Raw genomic sequence first — 25,731 nt, 5'->3', positions numbered from 1 at the left:
CAGAACATTTCTCGGATATGGCAACACAAGAACCGCAAATAGGCCCCGCGACACGCGCCGAAGCTCTGCTGCGAATGGAGGCATTCACGCCGCGCATGGGGCTCAACTACGCGACATTTCGCAACCATGACTATGGGCCTCAACGTCAAAGCGCTGTGTCGATGTTATCGCCCTATCTTCGCCGTCGCCTCCTGACCGAGCCGGAAGTGATTGCGGCAGCCTTGGCGGCACACGGACCTCAGGAGGCAGACAAATTCGTCCAAGAAGTCCTGTGGCGCGGCTATTTCAAGGGATGGATGGAGCGGCGACCGGAGGTCTGGGCAAACTATATCACCGGGCGCGATGCGGACTTCGTCGCCCTTGAAGAGGATCCGGGGTTGGCGATACGCGTGAATGCTGCAGAAACGGGTGAGACCGGTCTTGCCTATTTCGATACCTGGGCCAAGGAGCTGGTGCGCACAGGGTATCTGCACAATCACGCGCGGATGTGGTTTGCGTCGCTTTGGATCTTCACGCTCAAGCTGCCGTGGCGGTTGGGAGCAGATTTCTTCCTTCGACACTTGCTGGACGGCGACCCCGCGTCGAACACTTGTTCGTGGCGCTGGGTGGCAGGACTTCATACGCGGGGCAAGCCCTACGTGGCGCAAGCCTCGAATATCGCGCGGTTCAGTGGTGGGCGATTTGCGCCCCAGGAGAGTGAGCTCGCAACAGAAGTGACTGGCCTGATGGACGAAGAACCAGAGGGGCTTCCGCACGTGAACCCCTTGCGATCTGTCCTCTCCCCTGAAGAAGCAAAGCCGACTGCGGTTCTTTTGACCGAAGAAGACTGTATGCCTGCGTCAGCGGATCTTGCGTCACTGGATATTCGGGGGGCGGCACGCCTATATTGCAGTCACCTGCGCTCGCCACGCAGGGTGGCCGCCGCCGTGTCAACATTCGAGGAGGATGCTCTGGCAGATACCGTTGCGCGCATAGGTCTGGATGCACAGCCCTGGGCGGCGTCGGAGCCAGAGGCGCTGGCTGATTGGGTGCAGTCGATTGGGGCGCAGCAGATCTTCATGCCCTATGCAACGGTCGGCCCGCTGGGAGACTGGATTGCGCGGGCGCTGCCTTTGTTGCGGGCTCGGGGGGTCGCGGTAGCGGAATGGCAACGGGATTGGGACGGGCTGGTGTGGCCACATGCAACGGCCGGGTTTTTCAAGGTCAAAAAGCGCTTGCCTGACATCCTGACCAAGGCCGGGCTGACATGAGCCGCCGCGATGAAGGGAACATGGTCGCAGACGCCGGGGCCTTGCTCCCGAACGGAGACACGGTGTCCACAGACGCCATCAAGGTGCCTGCTGGCCGCGTCAACCGACTTATGCGGCTGGGCGGATTGGCGGCCGGGATCGCAGGGGGTGCTACGCTTCAGGCCATTGCCGGCATCGCGCGTGGCACCAGACCTGACGCACGCAGCCTTTTGGCCTCACCTGCGAATGTTCGGCGCGTTGCGGATGAACTGGCTCGCATGCGCGGGGCGGCGATGAAAATCGGCCAGCTTCTGTCGATGGATGCTGGGGAGGTCCTGCCTCCGGAGCTTGCACAAATTCTGGCTCGGTTGCGGGATCGGGCACATATCATGCCACCTTCCCAGCTTGGCCAAGTGTTGGAACGCGAATGGGGGGCAGGGTGGCGCCGCCAGTTCAAACGGTTCGACGTCCGCCCGATTGCGGCGGCAAGCATTGGACAGGTCCACCGCGCACGGACGCGGGACGGTCGAGATCTGGCGATCAAAGTTCAATATCCCGGAGTCGCACGCAGCATCGACAGCGATGTGAGCAACGTCGGGGCCTTATTGCGTCTTTCGGGCCTGCTTCCAAAGGGGTTTGATATATCGCCCTACCTTGCTGAGGCACGCCGACAGCTGCATGAGGAGACGGATTACGCGCGCGAGGGCGCGCAGCTCAAACGTTTCGCAGAGTGGCTCACGGACTCCGACACGTTTGTCGTGCCACAGTATCATGCGGATCTCAGCACGGCGCAGATCCTTGCCATGTCGTATGTCGCCGGTCAGCCGATTGAAACCTTGGCCGACGCGGATGCGGCAACGCGCAACCGTGTAATGACTGCACTTGTTGATCTCAGCCTGCGCGAAGTCTTTCACTTCGGTGCCATGCAGAGCGATCCCAACTTTGCCAATTATCGCTACGTGCCGCAGAGTGGACGTATCGTGTTGCTCGACTTTGGGGCCGCGCGTGATCTCCACCCGCTGGTGACAAAATCTTATGCTGACATGCTCCGATCTGGCCTTGTCGGTGACGATCACGGGATCTGGGACGCGGCGCGCGCCTTGGGTCTCATTTCCGATGGGCCAGACATTGGCTCGTCCGAAGCGCGCCTACTTGCATTGATTGCGGGTGTGTTTGAGGTGCTGAGAGCGCAAGAGTTTGATTTTGCCGACCAGACCTTGATCCGTGCGCTGAACGAAGAGGGCATGGCCTTGGCTCAAAGCGGCTACCACCCGCCCTCTTTGCCCATGGATGTTCTCTATCTGCAGCGCAAATTTGGCGGCCTTTTTCTGCTTGGCAATCGGCTTCGTACCAAGCTTTGCCTGCGGGATATTATTGATCCTTACCTCTAGCCCTGTGAGCGCGCGCAAGACCATAGAAGGTCTCGCGCGTGCTCTCTTCAGTTTGAGTCTGTTGCGGACGAAATGCGCAAGCCTTGTCAGCGTTCGCCTTCGACGATCTGCGTAGAAATCAGTCCCATATGGGAGGACAAATGGGTCACCCGGTCATCTGGCTGGAGATAGCGCCCGGAGGCGAGCTCTTCTTTGATAAATGATGCCACCACCGATGTGTAGGGAGAGGTCCCTTTGAACACATCGCCTTCGGTCACATATTTCAGAGCACCGCGCAGAATTTGTCGCAGCGTGGGCGGCATAAAGATAACGCCCTCTGCAGTGCCAGACATCAGTACTTGGCCCCGTCCGATCGTGCCATCGTTGACCAGGTGCCAGTAGCGATTGCGATAGAGGAACCTTTGCCGCTGCGTATCCGCCAACACGTTTTCGATCAAATCGCGAAAGGACAAGATCATATCGCCTGCGCGGGTATCCTGCCTTAGCTCCTCGTTGACCCAAGTTACCAGGCGTTCTTCTGCGACAAAGTCCTGCCAGGTGTTTGGTACGACAAAAAGTCCGCCGGATGGAAACTGACCTGGTCCGCTCTTGGCGTCGCTAAAGCCCGTTCCTGAGTCCAGGTTATCGGGATCCACCAGACGCGAGAGTACTGCCCGATCGGTAAAGTCGCCACAGAGGAAAAAGCCTTTGCGTGCGGCGTCAAAATCCTCAACGGTTTTGATGTCGCGGTCGAACCGCGCGCAGATTTCAACTTCATAGTCCAAAAGTGTCTGGGGGCTGGTTTCAACCGAGGTCACGGGAGGTGTCGCTGCGCCAAACTTGGGGAAATTGAATACTCCTTGCGCATTGGCTTCTTCTTGGTGCTCGGGGAAATTTGTCCCGCTGGCGACGTGACGTGTCGCAGAGCCAGCGGCCGGAAGCAGACGGTCATATTCAAATCTCTCGATTGACAGCTCACCTCTGTTTGCACGCAGCGCTATCTTGGCAAGGTTCCCAGCGCCGATTTCGTCGAGAACCTCAAAGAAGTCTGTTGCGCCGGTCCAGTTCCCCGCCGTCAAGTCTATCGCAGCAACGCCCTCTCTGTTTGCCTCGGTTATGAGGAGTATATGAGGCGTGTCCCCTGAGGCGGTCCGGGTCAGCGCCAGCGTGATGCCATCCTCCGGAGTGAGCACGCCCATCTTGAGGGGCGTGCTTTCGGCGTTGAAGTGGTTCCGGCGTTTGGGATCCTCGTCAAGCGTGAGCCAGATCGTGGCCGCCAATGACAGGCCGGCACAGAGAAGCAGAACGGAATATCGCATCAGATCCCCCTCAAAACCGGAACATTACGCCGGCAGACAGGCTTGCTGCGTTGTCGTCAAAGCTGACACTACTGTCTGCGGCGTCTCCCAAGAGGGTGGCGTAATCCACGCTTGCAAAAACGATCACCTGCTCGCGCAGTGCGTAGCTTGCAGTGAGATTCAAACCGGCCTGAGACATCCCCGCGTTGGCGTCATAGGCCGCCAGCCCCGAAGCGACCGACTGCGCGTTGGAAACCGAGAAGAAGGAATCCATCCAGTTGTCATCGGCCCAGATCAGGTAGGGCGACACCGAGAGCCCCGCGCGTTCGCTAAGCTGAATGTCATATCCGCCAGAGAGTTTGGCGCGGGTTCCTTCGTGACCATCGCTATTCAATCCGCGCATCACTTCGAGCCCGTAGCTGAATGGCCCAGTCTGATACTCGAGGAACAGTGTCGCCATTGCCCCCGCGTCCACGTCCGACAGCCCTGCGAGTCGCAGATCATCTTCAACGCTGCGAGAGGTGAAGTCATATCCCACCCCAAGGCCATAGCTGAGTTCACCGTGCCCCAGTGAGCGGCTGTGCTCGAGCCCCAGCCCGCGCTGGTTCACCACGACATACTGGCCGATCTTGAGATCAACGACGGGGAAGAGGCCGCTGTCATTCTCGTCCGCTCCGGGAAACGTCGGTCCAGTGCCAAACCCCAGGCCAACAGCGCCACTGACTAGCTTATTCTCGGCATGGGCCGGGGTAGACAGGAGAACACAGAGGGCTGCTCCGAGTGCTGCCAGGTTCGATTTGCTTTGCATTTTTTGAGACCTTTCAAAGCCAAAATTCCCACCGCGGCGAACACATCGGCGCGGTGGGCAAAAACTTGTCCGAGACGTTGGGGCAGGACAGCGAAAGCACTTGAAACAACGAGGATTTTTCGCGGGCGGTTCAGGTCAGTACGCGAACGGTCGATATCGACCACTGGCGTAAAACCGGTGTCCATGGACCGAGCACCGGTCTAGAGTGGCGGCGATTTGATCGCGGATTTGGACAGGCGCATTCGATGAAGACAGAACTCACCACCCGACAGGTTTTCTCCTATGTATTCAGAGATGCCACACCAAGAAAAACGCTAGTGATCTGCCTGGCTGGTACTCTGGTCTGTGCAGTTCTGTTGGCGCTTTTTGAGCCTCGTGCGAGTCGGGATCTGCCGTTTTTATGGGCCCTATTTCACTGGGCCGCACATCTTGCCGGAGGGCTGGGGGTCCTGATTGCAGTCTACCTAACCGCTCAGCGTGCGGGGTTATCGGATCGCTGGCGGGTCGCGTTGGCGGTTGCAGCTCTACCTTTTGGGGTGGCATTTCTTTCAGTGGGGATCGAGACACTCATTGCCGCCGCAATCGGGGAGCCGCAGTTTCGAGCGGATGGCTATTGGGAAGAGCTGCAACATGTTGCCTTGCCCGCTATAAGTTTGACCTCTGTCGCGCTTCTTGCGGTTTTCAAGGCGGTGGAGATGGCCTTTGCGCGCCAATCGGAGATCCTGTCGCGTTTTGCAAAGAAGCCCTCGCTCCGGACTCTGTTTCCAGAACTTCCCGCCGCGCTGGGCGAGGATCTGGTCAGCGCAAGCGCGAATGATCACTACGTCCATCTGCGAACGACTGAGGGCAGCGCCATGCTCAGTCGGCGATTTTCGGATTGTGTCGAGCAATTGTCCGCGTTTGACGGGGTGCAGGTGCACCGTTCACATTGGGTCCACCTCGCGCATGTGTCGCATGTGCGCACCAACGGGAGCAGCTATCTCTGCTCCATGCTGGACGGAACGGAGATTCCTGTCAGCCGCCGCAAACACGCGGACCTTAAGCTCAGCCTCCAACACTTCACAAAAACAGCGCGCCGCGACACGATCTGAAACGCTGGGGGCAGTTGTTGCGTCTCCATCTAAGCAAAGGGGACCCAATGCGGTGTCGAAGAGCGGGTCTGCAAGGATAGGCGACGGGCCAATGGGTCTTTATTCTAGATCAAAGATCTGAAGGCGGCTGCGGACTATATATCTGACGAGCAGCAGCTTCGGCCCGCCACATTTACCTCGGAGGATCCACATGAACGACGCCAGCGCGCATCCAGACGACCCGCATTATGTAAACAGGAGCGGTTGGCTCCGCGCGGCGGTTCTTGGGGCCAACGATGGGATCGTCTCAGTCTCTTCGCTGGTTGTCGGCGTTGCGGCGGCAGATCCCGGCCCTCGCCCGGTCTTGATCGCAGGTATCGCCGGTCTGGTGGCGGGCGCGATGTCGATGGCGGCTGGTGAATACGTTTCGGTGTCGTCGCAATCGGATGTGGAACAGGCTGACATCGAACGCGAGCGCCGCGCGCTGAGCGAGACGCCCGAGGCTGAGCTGGAAGAGCTCATCGAGATCTATGAGGGGCGCGGGCTGAGCAGACCGACCGCCGAGGCGGTTGCAAAGGAGTTGACCGAAAAGGATGCCTTGGGGGCTCATATTCGGGATGAGTTGGGCTTGTCTGAAGTCCACACCGCAAATCCTCTGCAGGCTGCTTTGGCGTCGGGGGCGACCTTTAGCGTTGCAGCAGCCATTCCGGTGTTGGCTGCGATCTTGTCACCTGCGTCGGCCATCATTCCCGTGGTGCTGATCGTGACCATTTTTGCGTTGGCCATTCTCGGAGCGCTCGGCGCAATAGCTGGTGCGGCACCCATCGCGCCTGCGGTCATCCGCGTTGTGGGATGGGGGGTCTTCGCGATGGTCGTCACAGCCGTGATCGGCTGGTTGTTTGGTGTGAGCGTATAGGCTCGGATTGGCGCTAGCAGCGGGGTGCAACAGGCGGAGGCGTCCGTTGCGTAAGCGCGCGGGGCAGGGCGCGTAGATTCACGCGCCCCTTGCATGCGCGGCTACAGCAATTCGGATATCTCCACGGTGCGGTTCTCGGCAATCGACATCTGTGCGGCCAACCCCATCAAGACGGCCATTTTGCCGTCATTCAGGCTGACTTCGGGGGTGCTACGCTCCCCGCGCACCAGTTCGAGAAATTTCTGGTGCTGGTAGAAGGTCGATCCATTGTGATCCCCTGCATCAAGGATCGTGGGATCGACGGGAATATCGCGCTCTTCTGGCCCTTTGGGATTGCGCGGCGAAAGCACAAGCTTGGGCACAGGGGCGTCACCCAGATGGGACGGCCAGAAGCGGCCGGGACCGGGCACAAAAGCCTCGACTTTTCCGTTGGGGCCGACGGCAGAGACGTCTTCCTGGTATTTCGATCCTTCTGCGAACATACACAACTCCAGCATGGCGCGCGCGCCTGACTCGAATTCGACGATCACATAGCCATTGTCGAGAATATCCGGGACGGACCCATCGTAACGCTCGTCGAGATGATTCACGTCCTGTCCGCCCGAGGCCATGATGCGCACGGGCTCGGATTTGAGCGCCAGACGCATCAGATCGAAGAAGTGGCAGCATTTTTCCACGAAGGTGCCACCCGATTGGGCGTTGAAGCGGTTCCAATCGTCGACCTTGCTAAGGAAAGGGAACCGATGTTCACGCACCGTCAACATCTTGATGCCGCCCGTCGCGGTATCGGCCTCGTTCAGGAATGCTGTGATCGGCGGCATGTAGCGATATTCCATCGCAACCCAGACCGGAGCGGGGTAATGCGCAGCGAACTCCTCAATCCGGTTGAGATCGTCGAGGGTTGTGAACAATGGCTTTTCAACGAGAACCGGCAGCGGGTTCTGTGAGGCCAATGTTTCGAGCTGTTCAACGTGCCTGAAGTTGGGACTGGCAATCATAATGCAGTCCAGCTCTGCAATGGCCAAAAGCGCTTCGACACTGTCGACGAATTGCGCGTCGGGAGCGAATTTTGCCGCCTCTGCCTGCATCAGAGCGTTTGGCTCAAAGATTGCGGCGACCCTGGCGTCGGGAAGCAGAGCGATATTGCGAAGGTGTTCCTGACCCATCATGCCGCAGCCGATGATACCATATTGCGTGGGTTTTGACATCTTTCCTCCTACGTCAGACGCTGCACATAAAGTGCCTTGTCCGTGTCAAACCATGTTCGGGAAAACTCGACCGCATCGGGCGTCTGTGCCCAGGAAAAGCGTTCGATATATCCGGTTATTTCGCCCGCAGGCTTGGTGAAACTCTCTGGTGTCCACTCTGGAACCCGCGCGATTGAAACGCGATCTTCGGCGCGGGTGATCCAGAACCCGAGGTTCAGCCGGTAGTAGCGATAGAGAGAATCAGACATCTGCGCGGGGTCGACGCGACCCGAGTCTCCGTCCAGCCAGATTTCCTCGATCGCGATTTTGACGCCATCCAGATACCGAAGCCGGCGGATTCGATTGCCGTGGGCAGAGGTGCCAAATGCTGGCAGATCATCCGGCTTTTTGACATAGTCCACGCTGAGAATATCCGCGTGCGGTAGGCCGCCGCCTTGGTGTAGCTCAAGGCGAAACATCGAGTAGATGCTCTGTGCGCTCTGGCTTGATCTGACGTAATTTCCGGACCCTTGGACGCGCTCGAGAAGGCTCTGTTTTTCAAGTTCTAACAAGGCTTTGCGTAGCGTCCGCACCGTTGTGCCATACTGGGCGGCCAGCTGCCGCTCTGGCGGCAGGCGCTCTCCGTCCACAAGCCGTCCCGCTGCAATTTCCCGGATCAGGGACTCGCTGATTTGGAGGTAGAGCGGGATCGACGTGGCGGAAATAGGCGCATCTGTCATGGGAAGGAGCTTGCCTTGCAGAAAAAATTGATACACCATTGATGTACATTAACGCGCAGGCTATGCAAGTCAAAATTGAGATCGAAGACTTGGGAGAAATCGATGACCGTTGTCCCCGTGACATCCGCCGATCTAGACGCCGTGGAAGTGTCCTGGTTCGCCGCGCTTTGCTCAGACGATTACCAGTTTCTGGGCGTGCCTGACGGCAACCTGCGTTCGTCCTGGGCACATTGTTCAAACATTGTGAAAGAGGCGGAACAACAGGGGTTTCGGAACATCCTTTGCCCTTCTTCCTATCAGGTCGGGCAGGACACGCTTAGCTTTGTTGCGGGCTGTGCGCCGATCACCGACAAGATCAATCTTCTGGCCGCTGTCCGCTGTGGAGAAATGCAGCCGATCATGTTGGCGCGCACGATTGCAACGCTCGATCACATGCTCGAGGGGCGCTTGACGGTCAATATCATCTCTTCCGACTTCCCGGGCGAAAAAGCGGATAGCGATTATCGCTACCAGCGCTCACGCGAGGTCGTCGAAATCCTGAAGCAGGCCTGGACCCGCGATGAGATCAACTATCAGGGTGAGGTCTACAGTTTCAGCGGTCTCACCACGGACCCGGCCCGGCCGTATCAGACCGGTGGCCCTCTCCTGTACTTTGGCGGGTACTCCCCAGCGGCATTGGAACTCTGCGGTCAGCATTGCGATGTTTACCTCATGTGGCCGGAGAAGATGGAAGAGCTCCAAGGGCGTATGCAGGCTGTCAACGCTGTGGCGGAAAAATACAATCGCACATTGGATTATGGGCTGCGTGTTCATACCATCGTGCGCGACACCGAGGCTGAAGCCCGTGAATATGCGGATTATATCGTCTCCAAGCTGGAAGACGAGCGGGGCAGCGCCATCCGCGAGCGTGCCCTGGACGCCAAATCACTCGGCGTGAGCCATCAGGCGAAGAACCGAGAAATTGCAGATAGCCATGGCTTTATCGAACCGAACCTCTGGACTGGCGTCGGGCGCGCCCGCTCCGGCTGTGGTGCCGCGCTGGTCGGCTCCACCGATCAGGTCATGAGCAAGCTCGAAGACTACCAGAAGATGGGCATTCGCGCGTTTATCTTCTCGGGCTACCCGCACCTCGAAGAAGCCAAGCATTTTGGTGCGCGGATCATGCCGCATTTGAAAACCTGTTCGTTGCCCGAGGCGCATGGCCGAGTTCCGTCCACAGCCCCGGCGACACCTCTTGCCGTAGGAGAACGCCGCTAATGGATCGCGTAAACCTGACATCTGATCTGTCGTTCAGCCGCCTTGTTTATGGGATGTGGCGCATCGGAGATGTAAAAGACACCTCCCCCGCCCACGTCGAAGCAAAGATCGCAGCCTGTCTCGAGCAAGGCATCACCACCTTTGATCAGGCCGACATCTATGGGGATTATGGCGCGGAGGCTATCTTGGGTGGAGCCTTGAAGGCGAACCCTTCTCTGCGCGACCAGATGGAGATCGTGACCAAGTGCGACATCGTCGCCCCGATTGGTCGATACGCCGACAAATCGGTGAAATACTACGACACATCGCGCGCGCACATCATGCACTCGGTTGAAACCTCACTGTCCGAGATGGGCATCGAGCAGATCGACCTTTTGCTGATCCACCGTCCCGACCCGCTGATGGATCACAATGAGACCGGCGCGGCGCTCGATGAACTGGTGACCTCCGGCAAGGTGCGCGCCGTCGGCGTGTCCAACTTCCGTCCATGGGATTGGTCGCTGTTGCAGTCGGCGATGAAGACACCACTTTCGACCAACCAGATCGAAATCTCTTTGGGAGAGGTCTCCCCCTTCACCAACGGCGATCTGGCTTTCCATCAGCAGCACAATCACCCCGTTATGGCCTGGTCGCCGCTGGGCGGTGGCGGGCTGATGACCGCTACAAGTGAGCTTACCAAACGGATGGATGCAATTGCCGCAGCGCAGGGTGTGGATCGCGCTGCTGTCGCGGTTGCCTTTCTGCTGCGCCACCCGGCACAGATCCTGCCAGTTTTGGGGACCAATAACCTCGACCGTATCAAAACGATCTCAGACGCAACCAAAGTCGAGCTGGATCGTGAAACCTGGTTCAAACTCTATGAGGCCGCATTGGGCAAAGAGGTGCCATGATGTCGATTGATGGACCTACTCTGACGCAAAGCTTCGAGCCGGACCCGTCCAATACCCGCCTGTTGCGGGATGCCTTTGGCCGGTTCGCAACTGGCGTGACAATCGTGACTGCTGCCACCGAAGAAGGACCGGTCGCCATAACGGCAAACAGTTTTTCCTCGGTGTCGCTGACGCCCCCATTGGTGCTCTGGTCGCCCGATCGCAACTCGCGCCGGTTCCCCTATTTCGAGAGAGCCGAACACTACGCCATTCACGTCCTCGCCGCAGAACAAGGCGACCTGTGTTGGCATGTGGCAAAAGATGCATTTGGCCTGAAGGAAATGGACCTTGCCGTAAATGACGAGGGGGTGCCGGTGCTGGAGGGATGCCTGGCCCGCTTTGAGTGCCGTCGCACGGCGATCTACGATGGAGGAGATCATGCGATTGTGCTCGGCGAGGTGCGCCGCGCCACTATGCGGGAGGATGGCGAGGCACTGACGTTCTTCAAAGGGCAGATGGGGCAGTTCGCAGCACGTTGAGGCACGGTATCGTTCTGGCCCCATGGGCCAGGGCGGTCTAAGGGAGGATGACAACAAATGAAGCCAATCCTGGCTCTACTGGCTGTATTACGCCCGCTCAACAGCGGGCTTTTGGCGGTTGGACGCTGGATCGGGGTGTGCGCCGTTGCCGCAATGGTGATTGCGATCCTGATTCAGGTTTTCTTTCGCTATGTGCTTGGAAATGCGCTGCCTTGGCCGGACGAGGCAGCGCGTTTCTGCATGCTGTGGATGACTGGCCTGATGGCGCCGACCGCGTTTCGGCGCGGTGGGTTTGTCGCCATTGATGTCTTCGAAGTCCTCTTGCGCGGGGTGGCAGTTCACCTGTTGCAACTGGTGCTTCTGGGCATCGCCATGAGCGTGCTGATCCTCGCCTTTCAGATCGGATACAAAGAAGTTGGCGGGATTGGCGGCCGCTTCGCCACCGCGTCTCTCTATGTCCCGACATCCTTTGCGTTTGATGAGTGGTACCGCGTCCCGCGCAGCTGGATGATGATGTCGCTTTTGATCGGGGTCGGACTTTTGATCCTCGTGTGCATCGAGCTCATGCTCGAGCGCGTTGTGCATATCTTCGGGCAGGGCGACCTGTTGCCCGCACGCGACAAGTTCACCATGGGAGGTGCGGAGTAATGCTGATTTGGTTCCTCCCGGTATTTCTGGTCCTTTTGATGATCGGCCTACCGGTGTTCTTCAGCCTACTGGCGGCCCCCGGCGCGTTGCTGATTTTGAACGGTCAAGAACGCGACCTGACACTTCTTTATCGTAACCTTTACAATGGTATGGACAGCTTCCCGCTGATGGCGATCCCCTTCTTCATGTTGGCAGGGGAGTTGATGAACCGTGGCGGCATCACGCAGCGACTGGTGGAGTTCTCTCAGGCATTGATGGGGCATCTGCGCGGAGGCTTGGCACAGGTGAACATCCTGTCTTCGATTCTCTTTGCTGGCCTGTCTGGCTCTGCGGTCGCAGACACTTCGGCCCTTGGGTCCATGCTGATCCCCGCGATGGAAAAAGAAGGCTATTCGCGCCGGTTTGCCGCTGCCATCACTGCCGCAAGTTCGGTCATCGGCCCGATTATCCCCCCTTCGGGCATCATGATCATCTACGCCTATGTTATGGGGGAAAGCGTCGCCGCGCTCTTCCTTGCCGGGATCGTGCCGGGTGTTCTGGTGGGGGTTGGGCTGATGGTCGCGGTGCGTCTGATGGCCAATCGGTACCAGTTGCCAGAAGCAAAACGCGTTGTTTTTGAAAAGGTCGAAATTGGCCGGATGGAATCCGTGGTGTCCTTTCTTCTGGTGCGCCTCAACCTCGGCCTGATCCTGTCGCAGTTCGTACCCAGCGGGGCAGACGCCACTGCAACAACTCATTGGTTGATCTTCCTCGCGAGTCTCCTTGCGGCGCATGGGCTGATGCTTGGCCTGAGACGCCAGGTCAGCCATGAGTTTCGCTTGATCTGCAAACGGGCTGTTGTCCCATTGCAGACCCCTGTGCTGATCCTTGGCGGTATCCTAGCGGGTGTGTTCACCCCGACAGAGGCCGCAGCCGTAGCGGTTGCTTATGCGATTTTCATCGGGTTTGGCGTGCTGCGGACCATGACGCTGGCAGATCTGCCGGATGTGCTGACTCGTGCGGGCATCACCTCTTCGGTTGTGCTCTTGCTGGTGGGGGCGGCGATGTCGTTCAAAACCGTTGTCAGCCTCAGCCATGCGCCGGAGCAGCTTGCCTCTTTCATTCTGACCCTGTCCGAGAACCCGCTGATCCTGTTGTTCCTGATCAACCTCTTGCTCTTCATCGTAGGGATGTTCCTCGATGCGGGGCCGGCGATCATCATTCTTGGCCCCATTCTCGGCCCCGTTTTTGCGGATCTCGGGGTCGAGTCGGTGCATTTTGCAATCATCATGTGCGTCAATCTGACGGTTGGCCTGGCGACGCCACCGATGGGGCTCGTGTTGTTTGTGGCGGCAGCGGTGTCACACGAGAGGGTGACCACGATCGCGCGGGCGATCCTGCCTTTCCTGGCGATCGAGATCGCAGTGATCTTTCTGATCACTTTCGTGCCCGCGATTTCCCTTACAGTTCCAAGGCTTACTGGGTTCTTGAACTAGTAGACAAAAAGAAGAGCATAACAGGAGGAGATATGAATGCTCAAAACTTTGGTTAAGACAGCTGCGCTGTCGGTGCTTCTGGCAGGCACCGCCCTGACAGCAAGTGCTGCCGATTACACACTGCGTGCAACGGCAAACTCGAACGAAAACGACGAAGACTACGATGGCCTCGTGGTTTTCAAAAACTACGTCGAAGCCGCATCCAATGGCGCCATCGAAGTGGAGCTGTTCATCGGTACGCAGCTGTGCTCGAACGGGGCGGAATGCCTTCAGGGCGTCGCGGATGGTTCGATTGACATCTATATCTCGACCTCGGGCGGTGCCTCCGGCCTGTTCCCCTATGTGCAGGTTCTGGACCTTCCGTATCTGATGGCGGACGACCGGATTGCAGAGCATGTCCTGTCCGGTGATTTCACCCGCACCATGCGGGACATGGCTCTGGAAGATTCCGGCGACACCATTCGTCTGATGACCATCGGCAACACCGGCGGTTGGCGCAACTTTGCCAACACCAAACGCCGCATCGCAGAGCCTGCGGACATGGAAGGTTTGAAGATTCGCACCGTGGTTGCGGACCTGCCGCAAGAACTGGTCAAAGCCCTGGGTGCATCCCCGACCCCGATCCCGTGGCCGGAACTGTTCACCTCCTTTCAGACCGGAGTTGTTGAAGGGTCGAAGAACGGTATCACCGACATCATGGGCATGAAGTTCCCCGATGCTGGTTTGCAGTATGTCACCCTGGATGGCCACGCCTACATGGGGGCCTTGTGGTGGATGTCGAACCAAAGCTTCCAGGCGATGCCGGAAGACATGCGCCGCGTGGTTGTGGACGGCTTCTACGCGCTGCAGCAGGCGACCTTCGCGTCTCCGAAGCGTAAATCCATCGCGGCTTACGAAGAATTCGTAGCAGGTGGTGGCGACCTCTACGTACCGACCCCGGACCAGAAAGCCGCCTTCAAAGAAGCCGCTTCCCCGGTCTACGACTGGTTCAAGTCCAACGTGACCCGTGGTGACGAAATCTTCACCGCGCTGACCGACGCCGTGGCAGCTGCCGAGGCCGAGATCGACGCGGATCGCGCTAAAGACCTGAAATAAGGTTGTAAACACAGGGGCCGTCTCATTGCGCGGCGGCCCTTATCCGATACGCTCAGGGAAAGAACGTTTGGGAAGGGGAGGGGCGCGCATGATCCTGCATTGTGTATTCTGCAATTTTTCCGACGAAGCTCGCGCAGTCGAGCAGCATGCAGTGTTGTCAGAATTGCGCGATTTTGCCCTGTCGATCCGCCGCTGCATGAGCGCGGAATTCGGGCCCAATCGGGATTTCGAACAGAAGACACAAGACTACAGCTATGGGTTTGTCTTGCAGTTCAAGGACAAAGACGCCTTGGATGAATACGCCAAACACCCGACCCATATGGCTCTGGCCGCGCGGCTGGTCGATCTTTGCGTCGGTGGGGCGGATAGTATTCTGGTCTATGATCTCGAGGTTGAAGACTGACGCGCGCGACAGGCCGTGTGCCAGTTCTCATCTTTGAATGTCCCGGGACGTCTTTTTAGTGGCCCCGTTAATTGAACGGGTACATCCAGACCTTGTAATCGGAGACAAGGATATGCGCTTTTTCAATCTGCGCTGGGGTCATCTTTTTGACCACTTCTTCAAGACTGATCGCAGCGTCGGGGTCTCCACCGATGGCGGACAGGGTGTACCACATGTAGGCGCGCACCAGGTCCGGGGCGGGCATGCCGCGCCCAACCTCATAGTACCAGCCAATGCCGGACTGCGCGCCGGGATGTCCTTTCATGGCGCTGCGCAGGTACCATTCAAAGGCGCGGGCGTCGTCACGTTCAACGCCCAGACCCATGGCATACATGACGCCGATCAATTCCTCGGCATCAGCATTGCCGGATCGCGCAGCTGGCCAAAGTTCCTGCTTGGCGTCCTCAAAGTCGCCCGCCTCCATCAGGTCCCGCGCCTTTTCGATTTCAGCAAAACCGGTGGTTGCGATCATCCCAGCCAGCGTGGCTGCAATGATCCTGTGCGTTGCAAACTTCATCATCTTGTTTCACTCCTGTTGACGGTATTTATCGCCGTCAGCGCTCCTCATTGGGCCGCAGCTGCACCTGATGTCCCACCGGCTTTGACACCCGATGATTTCATGGCGACCGATCCCGCCAAAGCCGAACTCGGTCGCCTGCTATTTTATGACAAAATACTGTCAGGGAACAGAAATATCAGCTGCGGCACCTGTCATCATCCGCGTCACGGAACTTCTGATGGGCTCTCTTTGGGGCTGGGCGAGGGGGGGCATGGATTGGGGTCGGAACGCCAAAGCGATACGGGACAAAACCGGGTGCAAAAACGTGTGCCCCGGAACGCGCCAGCGCTTTGGAACCTCGGGGCGCACGCGCTTGAGCATGTGATGCATGACGGCCGCGTGAGCAGGGATCCGATCTATGCAAATGGGTTTAATACGCCCGCAGAGGAGTGGTTGCCACAGGGTCTTCAGTCCTTGCTTGCCGCCCAAGCGCTGTTCCCGATGACCTCGAGCATCGAGATGGCGGGCAACGTAGGCGAAAACGAGGTCATCGGCGCCGCCCGCGATCGGATCGATGCGGCCTGGCCCATTCTGGCCAAACGGGTGCGGGTCATCCCGGAATACAGCGAGCGTTTTATCAGCGCGTTTGAGGACATCCGCACTGCTCCGGACGTCAATATCACACATGTTGCCGAGGCTTTGGCGCATTTCATGGTGCAGGATTTCACCTCTTATGACAGCCCGTTCGATGCCTATCTTTCCGGCGACAATACCGCCTTGTCCGCAAGTCAGAAGCGTGGCGCAGATCTGTTTTTCGGGACCGCTGGCTGCAGCGGTTGCCACGCCGGATCCTTGCTGACGGATCAGGGGTTTCATGCACTGGGGCTCCCAGCCTTTGGGCCGGGGCGCACGCGAAAGTTTGATCCCTATGCACGCGATGTGGGGCGCGCGGGCGAGAGCGATGCTCTTGAAGATTTCTACCGCTTTCGTACGCCGATGTTGCGCAATGTCGCGCTGACGGCCCCTTACGGGCATAACGGTGCCTTTCCGACGCTGGAGTTGATGGTCCGGCATCATCTGGATCCCGTCAGATCGCGTGAGGCTTGGTCGCCTGAGCTTCTGGTGTTGCCTGATGTGACGTGGCTGCGCGAGATCGATTTTGTGATCCGACAAGATAGACTCGAAATGGCGCGACAGGCCGCAGCGCGCGATATAGATATCCCACCGCGCACCGATGCGGAAGTCGCTGATCTGGTTGCATTTTTGCACAGTTTGACCGGTGCGCGGGCCGAGGCACAGACATCTGAAATTCCCAAGACCGTTCCAAGCGGCCTTCCAGTAGACAGGTAAGGATCAATGGAAACACAATCCATCGCGCCACGCGGGCGCTTCGTCGCGCGTGCGTTTCTGCTAAAGGCGCGCGACATCGGCCCGGGGCTTGCTCTTGCCGCCATGATCGCAATGGCCGCGCAGTTCATCTCGGACCACTATGGCGCGCCAGTGATGCTGATGGCGATCCTTCTGGGCATCCCTTTCCAGTTCCTGTCGCAAGAGCCTCGCACCGGTCCTGGCATTCAATTTGCGGCGCGCGTCGTGTTGCGCGTCGGGGTCGCCTTATTGGGGCTGCGCGTGAGTGTCGAGATGATCCATGGGCTTGGGATGGAGTTCATTCTTGTGGTCTTTGCCGGGGTGTTTTTGACCATCATATGCTCCATCGTATTGGCACCAATGCTCGGCAAAGACCGGCTCTTTGGGTTTTTGACCGGGGGTGCTGTTGCGATCTGCGGGGCTTCCGCGGCCCTTGCAATCTCATCAGTTTTGCCAAAGACCCAAGATAGTGAGCGCAACCTGAGCTTTACGGTAATCGCGGTGACGTTGATGTCGACGGTTGCTATGATCTTCTATCCAATCCTGGCCGAGAGCCTGGGATTGGATGCGCGTCATGCAGGTGTCTTTCTTGGTGGCACGATCCATGATGTCGCGCAGGTTGTTGGCGCGGGGTATTCGATCGACACCGAGACAGGCGATTTTTCTACCGTTGTCAAACTGTTCCGGGTCACATTACTGGCGCCGATCGTATTCCTCGGCGCGCTGGTCCTGCGCAATCAAGTCCCTGCTGGCGCCAAGCGTCCGCCGTTGATCCCCGGTTTTGTTTTGGCCTTCCTGATTTTCGCGGCGCTGAACTCGATGCATTTGATCCCAGAGGTGCTGGTGCAGCCAAGCGATACGCTGTCGCGCGCAGCGCTTGTGACGGCGGTCGCTGCAGTGGGAATGAAGACTTCCATCGGCGAGTTGCGCTCGCTAGGGGGGAGCTCCGTTGCAATGATCGTTGCGCAGACAATTGGACTTGCGGTGTTCGTGCTGGCCTTTGTCGTGATGTGACACGCCATTTCCACCAAACCTGCGCGGGCAGCGTGTCTTGGTCTCGTCCAATGGGTTCGCCCTTGAATGTACCAGGCCCCTTATATCAGGGGCTTGGTACACTCGTTTCATGTGTTATCCCGCTGCATGCAGGGGCGCCGCGTTCAGGTCAGGTCGACCGGTCCGCCCTCGACCCATGATCGCGTTGCGGCATCCGCCAGAAGCTGGGCCTGCAAGCCATCAAACAGGCTGGGGGTCGGCGCACTGCCTGTTTCGATTGCCGCGACGAAATGAGACATCTCCGCATGATAGGCGGCCTTATAGCGCTCCAGAAAGAAGTGCTGAACCGGGGCTCTGGTGAACCCGGACTGTGTTGCGATTTCCACGGTTGTCTCATGCACGTTTTCCGCGCGCAGCATACCGCCAGAGCCGTGGACTTCGATCCTCTGGTCATATCCATAGCTTGCCCGCCGCGAGTTGGTGATCTGACAGATCTTGCCGCTTGCGGTGGTGAGCGTGACGGCGGCTGTGTCGACATCGCCAGCCTTGCCAATCTCGGGGTCGATCAGCGCCGAGCCAACCGCGTAGACCCGTACCATTTCTTCGCCCAGCAAGAACCGCGCCATATCGAGATCGTGGATCATCATGTCACGAAACAGCCCGCCCGAGCTCTGGATGTAGTTGACGGGTGGCGGAGAGGGATCTCGCGACTGGATCGTCACGATCTCGACCTCGCCGATCTGCTTCTGGCGGAGCCGCGTTTGTAGGTCTGCAAAGTTCGGGTCAAACCGTCGATTGAACGCTGTCAGAAAGGGGACGCCTGCGCGTTCCACTGCAGCAATACAATCGCGAATGCGATCAGACGACAGATCCACTGGTTTTTCACAGAAGATTGCTTTGCCAGCGCGGGCTGCCGCGTGGATGAGATCATAATGCGTGTCTGTTGGGGTGCCGATCACGACGGCATCCACCTCTGTGCTTTCGATCAGCGCCAAAGGGTCCAGAACTTGCGCGCCAGTACTGTCGGCCAAGGCCTGTGCGGGCTCTGCAAAGGCATCTGCAACTGCCGTCACGGTGGCACCTTCAATCTGGCTGATCGAGCGCGCGTGAACTTGACCAATCCGGCCGCAGCCGAGAAGTCCGATCCTTGCCATTTCAGGCTCCCTTAAATGCTTGTAACACCCGGCGTGTCGCTGTGACGACGGGATCATGTGTTTCCTTGAGAATTTGCACCCGGTCAAAGCGCGCATCATCCGCGTTGACCGCAGCGCGGAGCGCCTGCCCAAACGCCATGCGCAATTCTGTCCCGATGTTGAACTTGCAGATCTTGGAGCCGCGCGCGAGCGCTTGGCGTTGTGCCACTGGCACGCCAGAGCCGCCATGGATGACCAGCGGCACATCGGTCAACGCTTCGATCGCGCGGATCCGCAACTCATCCAAACCGCCTTCCTTGTCTTGCTGGAGGTGGACATTCCCCACAGAGATGGCCATTGCATCAACGCCGCTCTCACGCGCAAATCGGGCGGCCTCTTCCGGATCTGTCCCTGCAGAGCCTTCGCCCCCCGAGTACCCGACAAAGCCGATCTCGCCTTCGCAGGATGCGCCCGCGCTATGCGCCATTTCCGCGATTGCAGCGGTTTCGTCGATGTTTTGTTGAAGCGCTTTGCGCGATCCGTCGTACATAACCGACGTAAAACCGCTTTCAAGCGCGATCCGGCAGTCTTCGGCCGTGTAGCCGTGATCCAAATGCGCCACGACCGGTATGCTTGCCGCTTCGGCCAGATGGCGAAACATCTTGCCCAACACCGGCAAAGGCGTGTGCTCCCTACACGACGGACCAGCTTGCAGGATTATTGGCACGTGTTCGGCCTCTGCTGCTGCCACATAGGCGCGCATGTCTTCCCACCCCAGCGTGACAAGGCCTGCCACAGCGTAGCCGTCCTTCAATGCAGGTTGAAGGACGTCTCTTAGTGTCGCCAGACTCATTTGAACTTTGCCACCATGTCCATGATGCCGGGAATCGTGTGCAGCTGCTCGGCATGGGTGGGTTGGAAATACTGTTTGAGGCTTCGCTGGCTGAGGCCACCCAGAATGGTAAAGTAATACATCTGGTATCCCGGCAGAACCGCGCAAGGGTGATAGCCCTTGTCGATCAGGACCGTCGATCCGTCCATGATGTGATAGGCGTCGCCAGGTTGATTGTCTTCGCGCTGAAGCATCTGCACGCCGGAACCATAGTTTGGCTTGAAACGGAAATTATAGGTCTCGTCGTGGCGGGTCTCATCAGGCAGGCGGTCGGTGTCGTGCTTGTGCGACGGGAACCCGGACCAGCCGCCCTCCCCAACTGTATAGAGCTCGCTCACCAAGAGACGACCTACTTTGTCATGGTGGTTCGCGCCCAGGATATGCTTGATCTTGCGATGCGTCTTCGTGTCGTCAGACCCATACTGTACAACATCCAGCGCATCCGCGCGCACGTCGAAGGGCTCCAGCACCTTGTCGTATTTTGCACCGGCGATAAAGGTCTCGGTAACGTCGGTTTTGCAGGTGATGCGCACCTTGGCTCCAACGGGCACATAAACACCCTCCGGCTCGCCATCCCACACATCTTCGGTGCGATTGCCAAGGTCGGGATAGATCGCGCCCTCGACGTCGATATCGACGGTGCCCGTGGCGGGCACAACGCAGGTTTCATAGCCGGGTACGGCGTATTCAAACACCTCTCCTCGCCTGAGCTTTACGATGTTGAAGTAGTTCAGCGGCACCAAATCATGCTCTGCGTCTACGATAGGTTTGTTTTGGTTGTCATGGGGCGCAATATGCATTGGGCGTTCCTTTCAGACGGTTGGGCCGGGGTGCGAAGCCAGAAAGGCCTCAAGCTCGGCAGTTGTAGGCATGGCGTTTGCGCAGCCAGGCTGGGAGACAACGATGGATGCACAGGCTGACCCACGCAGTACGGCGTCACTGAGCGCATGGCCCTGCGCGATTGACGCTAGAAGCCCGGCCATAAAACTATCGCCTGCGCCATTGGGTTTGACTGCGGTGACAGGGTAGATGCCGGTACGGATTTCCTGTCCCTCGGCAATGGTGATCGCGCCCGCCTCGCCCATCTTGTAGATCACCATGCGACCTTGTGCGGCGAGGGCGCGCGCCTTCTCGAGCCCCTTGTCGATGTGACCTGCCATAAAGCCGAATTCTTCATCATTGCCCACGATCAGGTCGCTGGCCTCACCTGCGCGGGTCAGGACCTCCGAGGCCACTTCGGGCGAGGGCCAGCTATAGGGGCGGTAATCAATGTCAAAGATTACTGGCAGTCCCGCCGTCCGTGCGTGCTCGAACGCGCGAAAGGTCGCGGAGCGAGACGGCTCGGCGGCAAAGACCGTGCCTGCCGTGATCAGAGCCGAGAACGCGCTATAGTCGACTGCATCCATATCGGCTTTGGTCACCTGAAAATCGGCAGCGCCATTGCGATAAATCACGTTCTGAAAATCATCAATCCGGCTCTCATAGACGGCTAGCGATGTGCGTGCTTCGCCTCCGACCGCGCGGACATATCGTGTCTCGACTCCATAGTCTCGCAGACGGTTCACACAAAATCGTCCGACCGCGTCATCCGAGACCGAGGTGACGAGTGCCGCTTCTGCCCCGAGTTTTACAAGACCGGCGCAGATATTGGCCGAAGATCCCCCCAGATCAGCGCGAAATGTCGTGGCGTCCTCGCTTTTGGTTCCGATGGGGTCGGCAAACATATCCATGCCAGCGCGTCCAAAGACTGCAAAGCGATTGCCTTTGATGCCGTCTATCAGGTTCACTGTTGTCCCTCCGTGTTGTCCGCGTTCAACGGTGCCTGACGGGAACGTATCTCGAAGGCGGGCGACACAAGTTTGGATGTGAGTGCAAGAAAGCGCTTCATCAGATGCCCTTTCGCTGTTTGCTGCGCGAGGACTCCCAGTCCAGATGCGCAGTCCTGACGGCTTCATCCTCGGTGATATGGGGCGTTCCGACTTCCCACCATGCATGCCCTTGGGTGGTCCATCCCTCATAGGGGTCCACATCCATTACGATCACATAGGTCTTGTCGGCAGCCTTCGCGCGTTTGAATGCCTCGCCTAGTTCTGCCGGGTTGGCGACTTTTTCGGCCATCGCCCCCATCGAGGCGGCATGGGCGACAAAATCCACGCCGAAGGGTTCTGCAATGGTCGGGCAATCCGCAAGAAGGTTGTTAAAGCTCTGATTTCCTGTGTTGTTTTGCAGTTTATTGATGACCGCAAAGCCTCCGTTGTCGAGCACGAGAACAATCATTTTTTTGCCTGAGAGGACACTGGAATAAATGTCCGAGTTCAGCATCATATAAGAGCCATCCCCGCAGAAAGTGATGACATCCTGATCGGGTTCCATCTGCGACTGAGCAATGCGCGCGCCCCAGGCGCCAGCAATCTCGTACCCCATGCATGAAAAGCCAAACTCCACATCCACCGTGCCGATATCAAGCGTGCGCCAGTTTGCTGTGACCTCAGCCGGCAACCCACCCGCAGCGGCCACTACGCGGTCGCGCGGATCGCAGAGGTCGTTCACGACGCCGATCGCCTGGGCATAGGAATTAGGGCGATTGCCGTGGGCGGTGTTCTCGACCACATATCGGTCCCACTTGCTGCGCTGATCCTGCGCATAAGCGACCCAATCTAGGGGTGCATTGTAGTCTGTTGCGGCCTCGATTGCGGCGAGGCTCAACTTGGCATCGCCCACAACTGGCAAGGACATATGCTTGCCTGCATCATGGCGCGCGGCGTTGATCGAGATAAACTGAGCGTCCTTTGAAAAGGCTGTCCAGGATCCGGTGGTGAAGTCTTGCAACCGGGTGCCAACGGCGACGATCACATCGGCCTTTTCCGCGATTGCATTTGCGCTGTCTGACCCTGTCACCCCAATCGGGCCGATGTTCAGGGGGTGTGTCGCCCGCATATTGGCGCGGCCCGCGATGGTTTCGACCACCGGGATCTGGTGGGTCTCGGCAAATTCACGGAGTGTTTCTGCGGCGCGAGAGTATTGGACGCCACCACCTGCAATCAGGATGGGGCGCTCCGCCGCGGCTAACGCGGCGACCGCATCTGCGATTTCATCTGCATCTGGTGCCTGACGGCGAATGCGATGTACCTTTTTGTCAAAGAATTTAGTTGGATAATCATAGGTCCAGCCCTGCACGTCCTGAGGCAGGCCGATAAAGGCCGGGCCGCAATCCGCCGGATCAAGCATGGTTGCAATCGCAGCCGGGAGCGATTGAATCACCTGTGCTGGATGGCAGATTCGATCCCAAAAGCGGCTGACCGGTTTGAACGCGTCGTTCACGCCAAAGGTCGGATCGTTGAAGTTTTCCATTTGTTGCAGAACTGGGTCCGGCAGGCGGGTGAGGAAGGTATCTCCGCAGAGCATCAGCATCGGCAAGCGATTGGCATGAGCCAGCCCTGCCGCCGTCACGAGATTGGCGGTGCCCGGCCCCGCACTTGCGGTGCAGAACATGAACCGCTGCCGTAACCAGGTCTTGGCATATCCTGCAGCTGCAAATCCCATGCTTTGTTCATTCTGTCCGCGATAGAGCGGAAGCGCATCGCGGACGGTGTTCAACGCCTCGCCCAGACAGGTCACATTGCCATGTCCAAAGATGCCGAAGCCACCGCCACACAGGCGCATCTCTTCGCCATCGATTTCAATGTACTGGTTGCACAGCCAGCGGATGATGGCCTGTGCTGTGGTCAGGCGGATGGTGTCGTCTTGCGCAGACATGTCAGCGTATCTCCCATGGGAAAAAGCGGCGCATTGCCAAATGTGGCTTGCTAGATCTCGATTCACACGATACGAATTTTGCAACCGGTTGCAAACAGTTTTCACAGGGGAGGGGAAAATCGCATGTCGGAAATCGGTATCGGTATCCTTGGGGGTGGCTACATGGGCAAGGCGCATGCGGTGGCCATGGCCGCGGTCGGAGCGGTCTTCAACACGGCTCTTCGCCCTCGCTTGGAAATGGTCTGCGCTTCTTCTCCAGATAGTGCCGAGCGCTATCGGCAGGCCTATGGTTTTGCCCGTGCGACCGCGGATTGGAGAGAGCTTGTTCACGATCCACGCGTGGAAGCGGTAGTCATTGCTACGCCACAAGAGGTTCATCGTCAGATCGCAGAGGCATGCTTTGCGTTGGGTAAACCGGTGCTGTGTGAAAAACCCATGGGTGCATCGCTCGCGGACAGTGCAGCCATGGTCGCGGCCGCCGAAGCCTCCGGAGTCGCGAATATGGTGGGTTTCAACTACATCCGCACCCCTGCGAGCCAATTTGCCCGCGCCCTGGTTGCTGCCGGTGACATTGGTGAGATCACCTGGTTCCGCGGCGAACACACCGAGGATTTTTATGCTAACCCCGAGACCCCGGCGAGCTGGCGAACCAGTGGCATGGCAAATGGAACCATGGGGGACTTGGCGCCACATATGGTCAATGCGGCACTGGCACTGATCGGACCGATCGCGCGTGTCATGGCTGAGGTTGAAACCGTTCACAAAGAACGACCGGGCGGCCAGGTCACAAATGACGATCACGCTCAGATGATGTGCCGCTTTGAGAACGGGGCCATGGGGCAGATGTATTTCAGCCGCATCGCGACAGGACGCAAGATGGGCTATGCCTATGAGATCACAGGAACAAAAGGTGCGATCCGCTTTGATCAAGAAGATCAGAACGCGCTGTGGCTCTATCGTATGGAAGGTCCAGAAGCAGAGCGAGGATTCCGCAAGATCCTCACTGGTCCCGCCCACCCGGATTACGAACCTTTCTGTCAGGGGCCGGGGCACGGAACGGGCTATCAGGACCAGATCATCATTGAGGCGCGGGATTTCCTGCGCGCGATCGAGACCGGTGAAGCGCAGTGGCCCACGTTTCGCGACGGGCATGACGTAAACCGGGTAATCGCTGCGGGGCTGGCCGCATCCGAGAGCAAAACCTGGAAAGATATCAAAGATTTCTAAGTAGCGGAGACGCAAGACGATGAGCATCAGAATTGGCAACGCCCCCTGTTCGTGGGGTGTCGAATTTGCGGATGATCCGCGCAATCCGACATGGCGGTCAGTCCTGAAGGACTGTGCTGAGGCAGGGTACAAGGGGATAGAACTGGGGCCCGTGGGTTTCATGCCCGAGGATCCTGTGGAGCTTGGGGAGGCTTTGGCCGAGCATGATCTCGACCTGATCGGTGGCGTGGTTTTTCGCGCGTACCATGATCCAGCGGCGTGGGAGGATGTCGTGGATGCCACCCATCGTACTGCGCGCGCATTGAGAGCGCATGGTGCGCAGCATCTTGTCCTGATCGATTCGATCTCGCCACGTCGCGCGCCAACCGCGGGTCGCGCGGCAGAGGCTGAGCAGATGGACAAAGCCGAATGGACCGCCTACCGAAACCGCATCGCAGAGAGTGCTCGGATCGGGGCTGAAGAATACGGTCTGACTGTGGGCATCCATGCGCATGCTGCTGGGTTTATGGACTTTGAACCCGAGCTGGAGCGCCTTCTGAGTGAGGTGGATGAATCGCTTTTGAAGATCTGTTTCGACACCGGTCATCACTCCTATGCAGGGTTTGACCCGGTTGCGTTTATGAAGCGCCATGTTGGTCGGATTTCCTACATGCATTTCAAAGATATAGACCCGAAGGTAAAGGCGGAGGTTATCGCCAATCGCACCGGTTTTTACGAGGCATGCGGGCAGGGCATCTTTTGCAATCTGGGCCTTGGGGATGTCGATTTTCCGGCGGTGCGTCAGGTGCTTTTGGAGGCAGGATTTGCGGGATGGTGTACGGTTGAGCAGGACTGCGACCCGACCCTTGATCCGGATCCGGTTGGAGACGCACTGAAGAACCGCGAATATCTCGAAACGATCGGCTTCAACTGAGGAGATG

The 25,731-nt window shown here is 58.4% G+C and carries 25 protein-coding genes; 15 read left to right on the top strand and 10 right to left on the bottom strand.

The genetic code is table 11. The features are described from left to right. Positions 1-17 precede the first annotated feature (17 nt). The gene (locus tag TM1040_RS02270) at positions 18-1,250 is read left to right on the top strand and encodes an FAD-binding domain-containing protein (protein ID WP_011536985.1); all 1,233 of its coding nucleotides are present in this window, start codon (positions 18-20) and stop codon (positions 1,248-1,250) included. Continuing rightward, positions 1,247-2,620 (top strand): ABC1 kinase family protein, encoded by a 1,374-nt coding sequence (locus TM1040_RS02265; RefSeq protein ID WP_011536984.1) that lies wholly within the window; start codon positions 1,247-1,249, stop codon positions 2,618-2,620. The genes TM1040_RS02270 and TM1040_RS02265 overlap by 4 nt, the downstream gene beginning before the upstream one ends. An 86-nt stretch (positions 2,621-2,706) precedes the next feature. Here TM1040_RS02265 and TM1040_RS02260 read toward each other — a convergent pair whose 3' ends face one another. Continuing rightward, complete coding sequence (locus tag TM1040_RS02260) at positions 2,707-3,918, bottom strand: fumarylacetoacetate hydrolase family protein (RefSeq protein WP_011536983.1); 1,212 nt, start codon at positions 3,916-3,918, stop codon at positions 2,707-2,709. A 10-nt stretch (positions 3,919-3,928) separates the two neighbouring features. After that, on the bottom strand, positions 3,929-4,705 hold the full coding sequence (locus TM1040_RS02255) for a MipA/OmpV family protein (RefSeq protein WP_011536982.1): 777 nt from the start codon (positions 4,703-4,705) through the stop codon (positions 3,929-3,931). Between the two features lie 536 nt (positions 4,706-5,241). Here TM1040_RS02255 and TM1040_RS19660 point away from each other — a divergent pair. Beyond that, positions 5,242-5,796 carry a LytTR family DNA-binding domain-containing protein gene (locus tag TM1040_RS19660; protein ID WP_166485496.1) on the top strand — a complete coding sequence of 185 codons (555 nt, stop codon included), beginning with the start codon at positions 5,242-5,244 and terminating at the stop codon, positions 5,794-5,796. A gap of 190 nt (positions 5,797-5,986) precedes the next feature. Then, the gene (locus TM1040_RS02245; protein ID WP_011536980.1) at positions 5,987-6,691 is read left to right on the top strand and encodes a VIT1/CCC1 transporter family protein; all 705 of its coding nucleotides are present in this window, start codon (positions 5,987-5,989) and stop codon (positions 6,689-6,691) included. Between the two features lie 101 nt (positions 6,692-6,792). Here the strand turns inward: TM1040_RS02245 and TM1040_RS02240 are convergent, their stop codons facing one another. Next, the gene (locus TM1040_RS02240) at positions 6,793-7,899 is read right to left on the bottom strand and encodes a Gfo/Idh/MocA family protein (protein ID WP_011536979.1); all 1,107 of its coding nucleotides are present in this window, start codon (positions 7,897-7,899) and stop codon (positions 6,793-6,795) included. Between the two features lie 8 nt (positions 7,900-7,907). After that, positions 7,908-8,618: a GntR family transcriptional regulator gene (locus TM1040_RS02235; RefSeq protein WP_044026554.1), complete on the bottom strand. Its 711-nt coding sequence runs from the start codon at positions 8,616-8,618 to the stop codon at positions 7,908-7,910. A 102-nt stretch (positions 8,619-8,720) separates the two neighbouring features. On the opposite strand from TM1040_RS02235, the gene TM1040_RS02230 reads away from it, so the two are divergent. The 7 genes from TM1040_RS02230 (at position 8,721) to TM1040_RS02200 (ending at position 14,904) form a co-directional block, all read left to right on the top strand. Next, positions 8,721-9,875, top strand: a complete 1,155-nt coding sequence (locus tag TM1040_RS02230) for an LLM class flavin-dependent oxidoreductase (RefSeq protein WP_011536977.1) — start codon at positions 8,721-8,723, stop codon at positions 9,873-9,875. Next, positions 9,875-10,765, top strand: coding sequence for an aldo/keto reductase (locus tag TM1040_RS02225; RefSeq protein ID WP_011536976.1), 891 nt, complete (start codon positions 9,875-9,877; stop codon positions 10,763-10,765). Before TM1040_RS02230 ends, TM1040_RS02225 begins: the two co-directional genes overlap by 1 nt. Next, positions 10,765-11,283: a flavin reductase family protein gene (locus TM1040_RS02220; protein ID WP_011536975.1), complete on the top strand. Its 519-nt coding sequence runs from the start codon at positions 10,765-10,767 to the stop codon at positions 11,281-11,283. The genes TM1040_RS02225 and TM1040_RS02220 overlap by 1 nt, the downstream gene beginning before the upstream one ends. 57 nt (positions 11,284-11,340) lie before the next feature. After that, complete coding sequence (locus TM1040_RS02215; RefSeq protein ID WP_011536974.1) at positions 11,341-11,931, top strand: TRAP transporter small permease; 591 nt, start codon at positions 11,341-11,343, stop codon at positions 11,929-11,931. Next, complete coding sequence (locus tag TM1040_RS02210; protein ID WP_011536973.1) at positions 11,931-13,406, top strand: TRAP transporter large permease; 1,476 nt, start codon at positions 11,931-11,933, stop codon at positions 13,404-13,406. The genes TM1040_RS02215 and TM1040_RS02210 overlap by 1 nt, the downstream gene beginning before the upstream one ends. A 36-nt stretch (positions 13,407-13,442) precedes the next feature. Continuing rightward, positions 13,443-14,501 (top strand): TRAP transporter substrate-binding protein DctP, encoded by a 1,059-nt coding sequence (gene dctP / locus TM1040_RS02205; protein WP_011536972.1) that lies wholly within the window; start codon positions 13,443-13,445, stop codon positions 14,499-14,501. A gap of 88 nt (positions 14,502-14,589) precedes the next feature. Continuing rightward, the gene (locus TM1040_RS02200) at positions 14,590-14,904 is read left to right on the top strand and encodes a Dabb family protein (RefSeq protein ID WP_011536971.1); all 315 of its coding nucleotides are present in this window, start codon (positions 14,590-14,592) and stop codon (positions 14,902-14,904) included. Positions 14,905-14,971: 67 nt separating this feature from the next. Here the strand turns inward: TM1040_RS02200 and TM1040_RS02195 are convergent, their stop codons facing one another. Continuing rightward, the gene (locus TM1040_RS02195; RefSeq protein ID WP_011536970.1) at positions 14,972-15,415 is read right to left on the bottom strand and encodes a tetratricopeptide repeat protein; all 444 of its coding nucleotides are present in this window, start codon (positions 15,413-15,415) and stop codon (positions 14,972-14,974) included. A gap of 147 nt (positions 15,416-15,562) precedes the next feature. On the opposite strand from TM1040_RS02195, the gene TM1040_RS02190 reads away from it, so the two are divergent. Beyond that, on the top strand, positions 15,563-16,792 hold the full coding sequence (locus TM1040_RS02190; RefSeq protein WP_166485495.1) for a cytochrome-c peroxidase: 1,230 nt from the start codon (positions 15,563-15,565) through the stop codon (positions 16,790-16,792). Between the two features lie 6 nt (positions 16,793-16,798). Further along, complete coding sequence (locus TM1040_RS02185; protein WP_011536968.1) at positions 16,799-17,824, top strand: YeiH family protein; 1,026 nt, start codon at positions 16,799-16,801, stop codon at positions 17,822-17,824. A 143-nt stretch (positions 17,825-17,967) separates the two neighbouring features. On the opposite strand, the gene iolG is transcribed toward TM1040_RS02185, so the two are convergent. From iolG to iolD, 5 genes are all read right to left on the bottom strand, one after another. Then, entirely contained in the window at positions 17,968-18,957 is a 990-nt protein-coding gene (gene iolG / locus TM1040_RS02180) for an inositol 2-dehydrogenase (protein ID WP_011536967.1), read from the bottom strand. A gap of 1 nt (position 18,958) precedes the next feature. Continuing rightward, positions 18,959-19,789 carry a class II fructose-bisphosphate aldolase gene (locus tag TM1040_RS02175; RefSeq protein ID WP_011536966.1) on the bottom strand — a complete coding sequence of 277 codons (831 nt, stop codon included), beginning with the start codon at positions 19,787-19,789 and terminating at the stop codon, positions 18,959-18,961. Beyond that, complete coding sequence (locus TM1040_RS02170; protein ID WP_011536965.1) at positions 19,786-20,628, bottom strand: 5-deoxy-glucuronate isomerase; 843 nt, start codon at positions 20,626-20,628, stop codon at positions 19,786-19,788. Before TM1040_RS02170 ends, TM1040_RS02175 begins: the two co-directional genes overlap by 4 nt. Positions 20,629-20,640: 12 nt before the next feature. Continuing rightward, positions 20,641-21,615, bottom strand: a complete 975-nt coding sequence (gene iolC, locus TM1040_RS02165; protein ID WP_011536964.1) for a 5-dehydro-2-deoxygluconokinase — start codon at positions 21,613-21,615, stop codon at positions 20,641-20,643. A 100-nt stretch (positions 21,616-21,715) separates the two neighbouring features. After that, entirely contained in the window at positions 21,716-23,584 is a 1,869-nt protein-coding gene (iolD, locus tag TM1040_RS02160) for a 3D-(3,5/4)-trihydroxycyclohexane-1,2-dione acylhydrolase (decyclizing) (RefSeq protein ID WP_011536963.1), read from the bottom strand. 123 nt (positions 23,585-23,707) lie between these two features. Here iolD and TM1040_RS02155 point away from each other — a divergent pair, with 123 nt between their 5' ends. Together TM1040_RS02155 and TM1040_RS02150 are read left to right on the top strand one after the other, a co-directional pair. After that, positions 23,708-24,811 carry a Gfo/Idh/MocA family protein gene (locus TM1040_RS02155; RefSeq protein WP_011536962.1) on the top strand — a complete coding sequence of 368 codons (1,104 nt, stop codon included), beginning with the start codon at positions 23,708-23,710 and terminating at the stop codon, positions 24,809-24,811. Positions 24,812-24,830: 19 nt separating this feature from the next. After that, positions 24,831-25,724 carry a TIM barrel protein gene (locus tag TM1040_RS02150; protein WP_011536961.1) on the top strand — a complete coding sequence of 298 codons (894 nt, stop codon included), beginning with the start codon at positions 24,831-24,833 and terminating at the stop codon, positions 25,722-25,724. Positions 25,725-25,731 lie beyond the last annotated feature (7 nt).

Origin of the sequence: Ruegeria sp. TM1040 (assembly GCF_000014065.1) — a bacterium.
Classification (GTDB): Bacteria; Pseudomonadota; Alphaproteobacteria; order Rhodobacterales; family Rhodobacteraceae; genus Epibacterium.
Note: the sequence above shows the minus strand (reverse complement) of the source record. Positions and strands in the feature narration are given on the sequence as shown.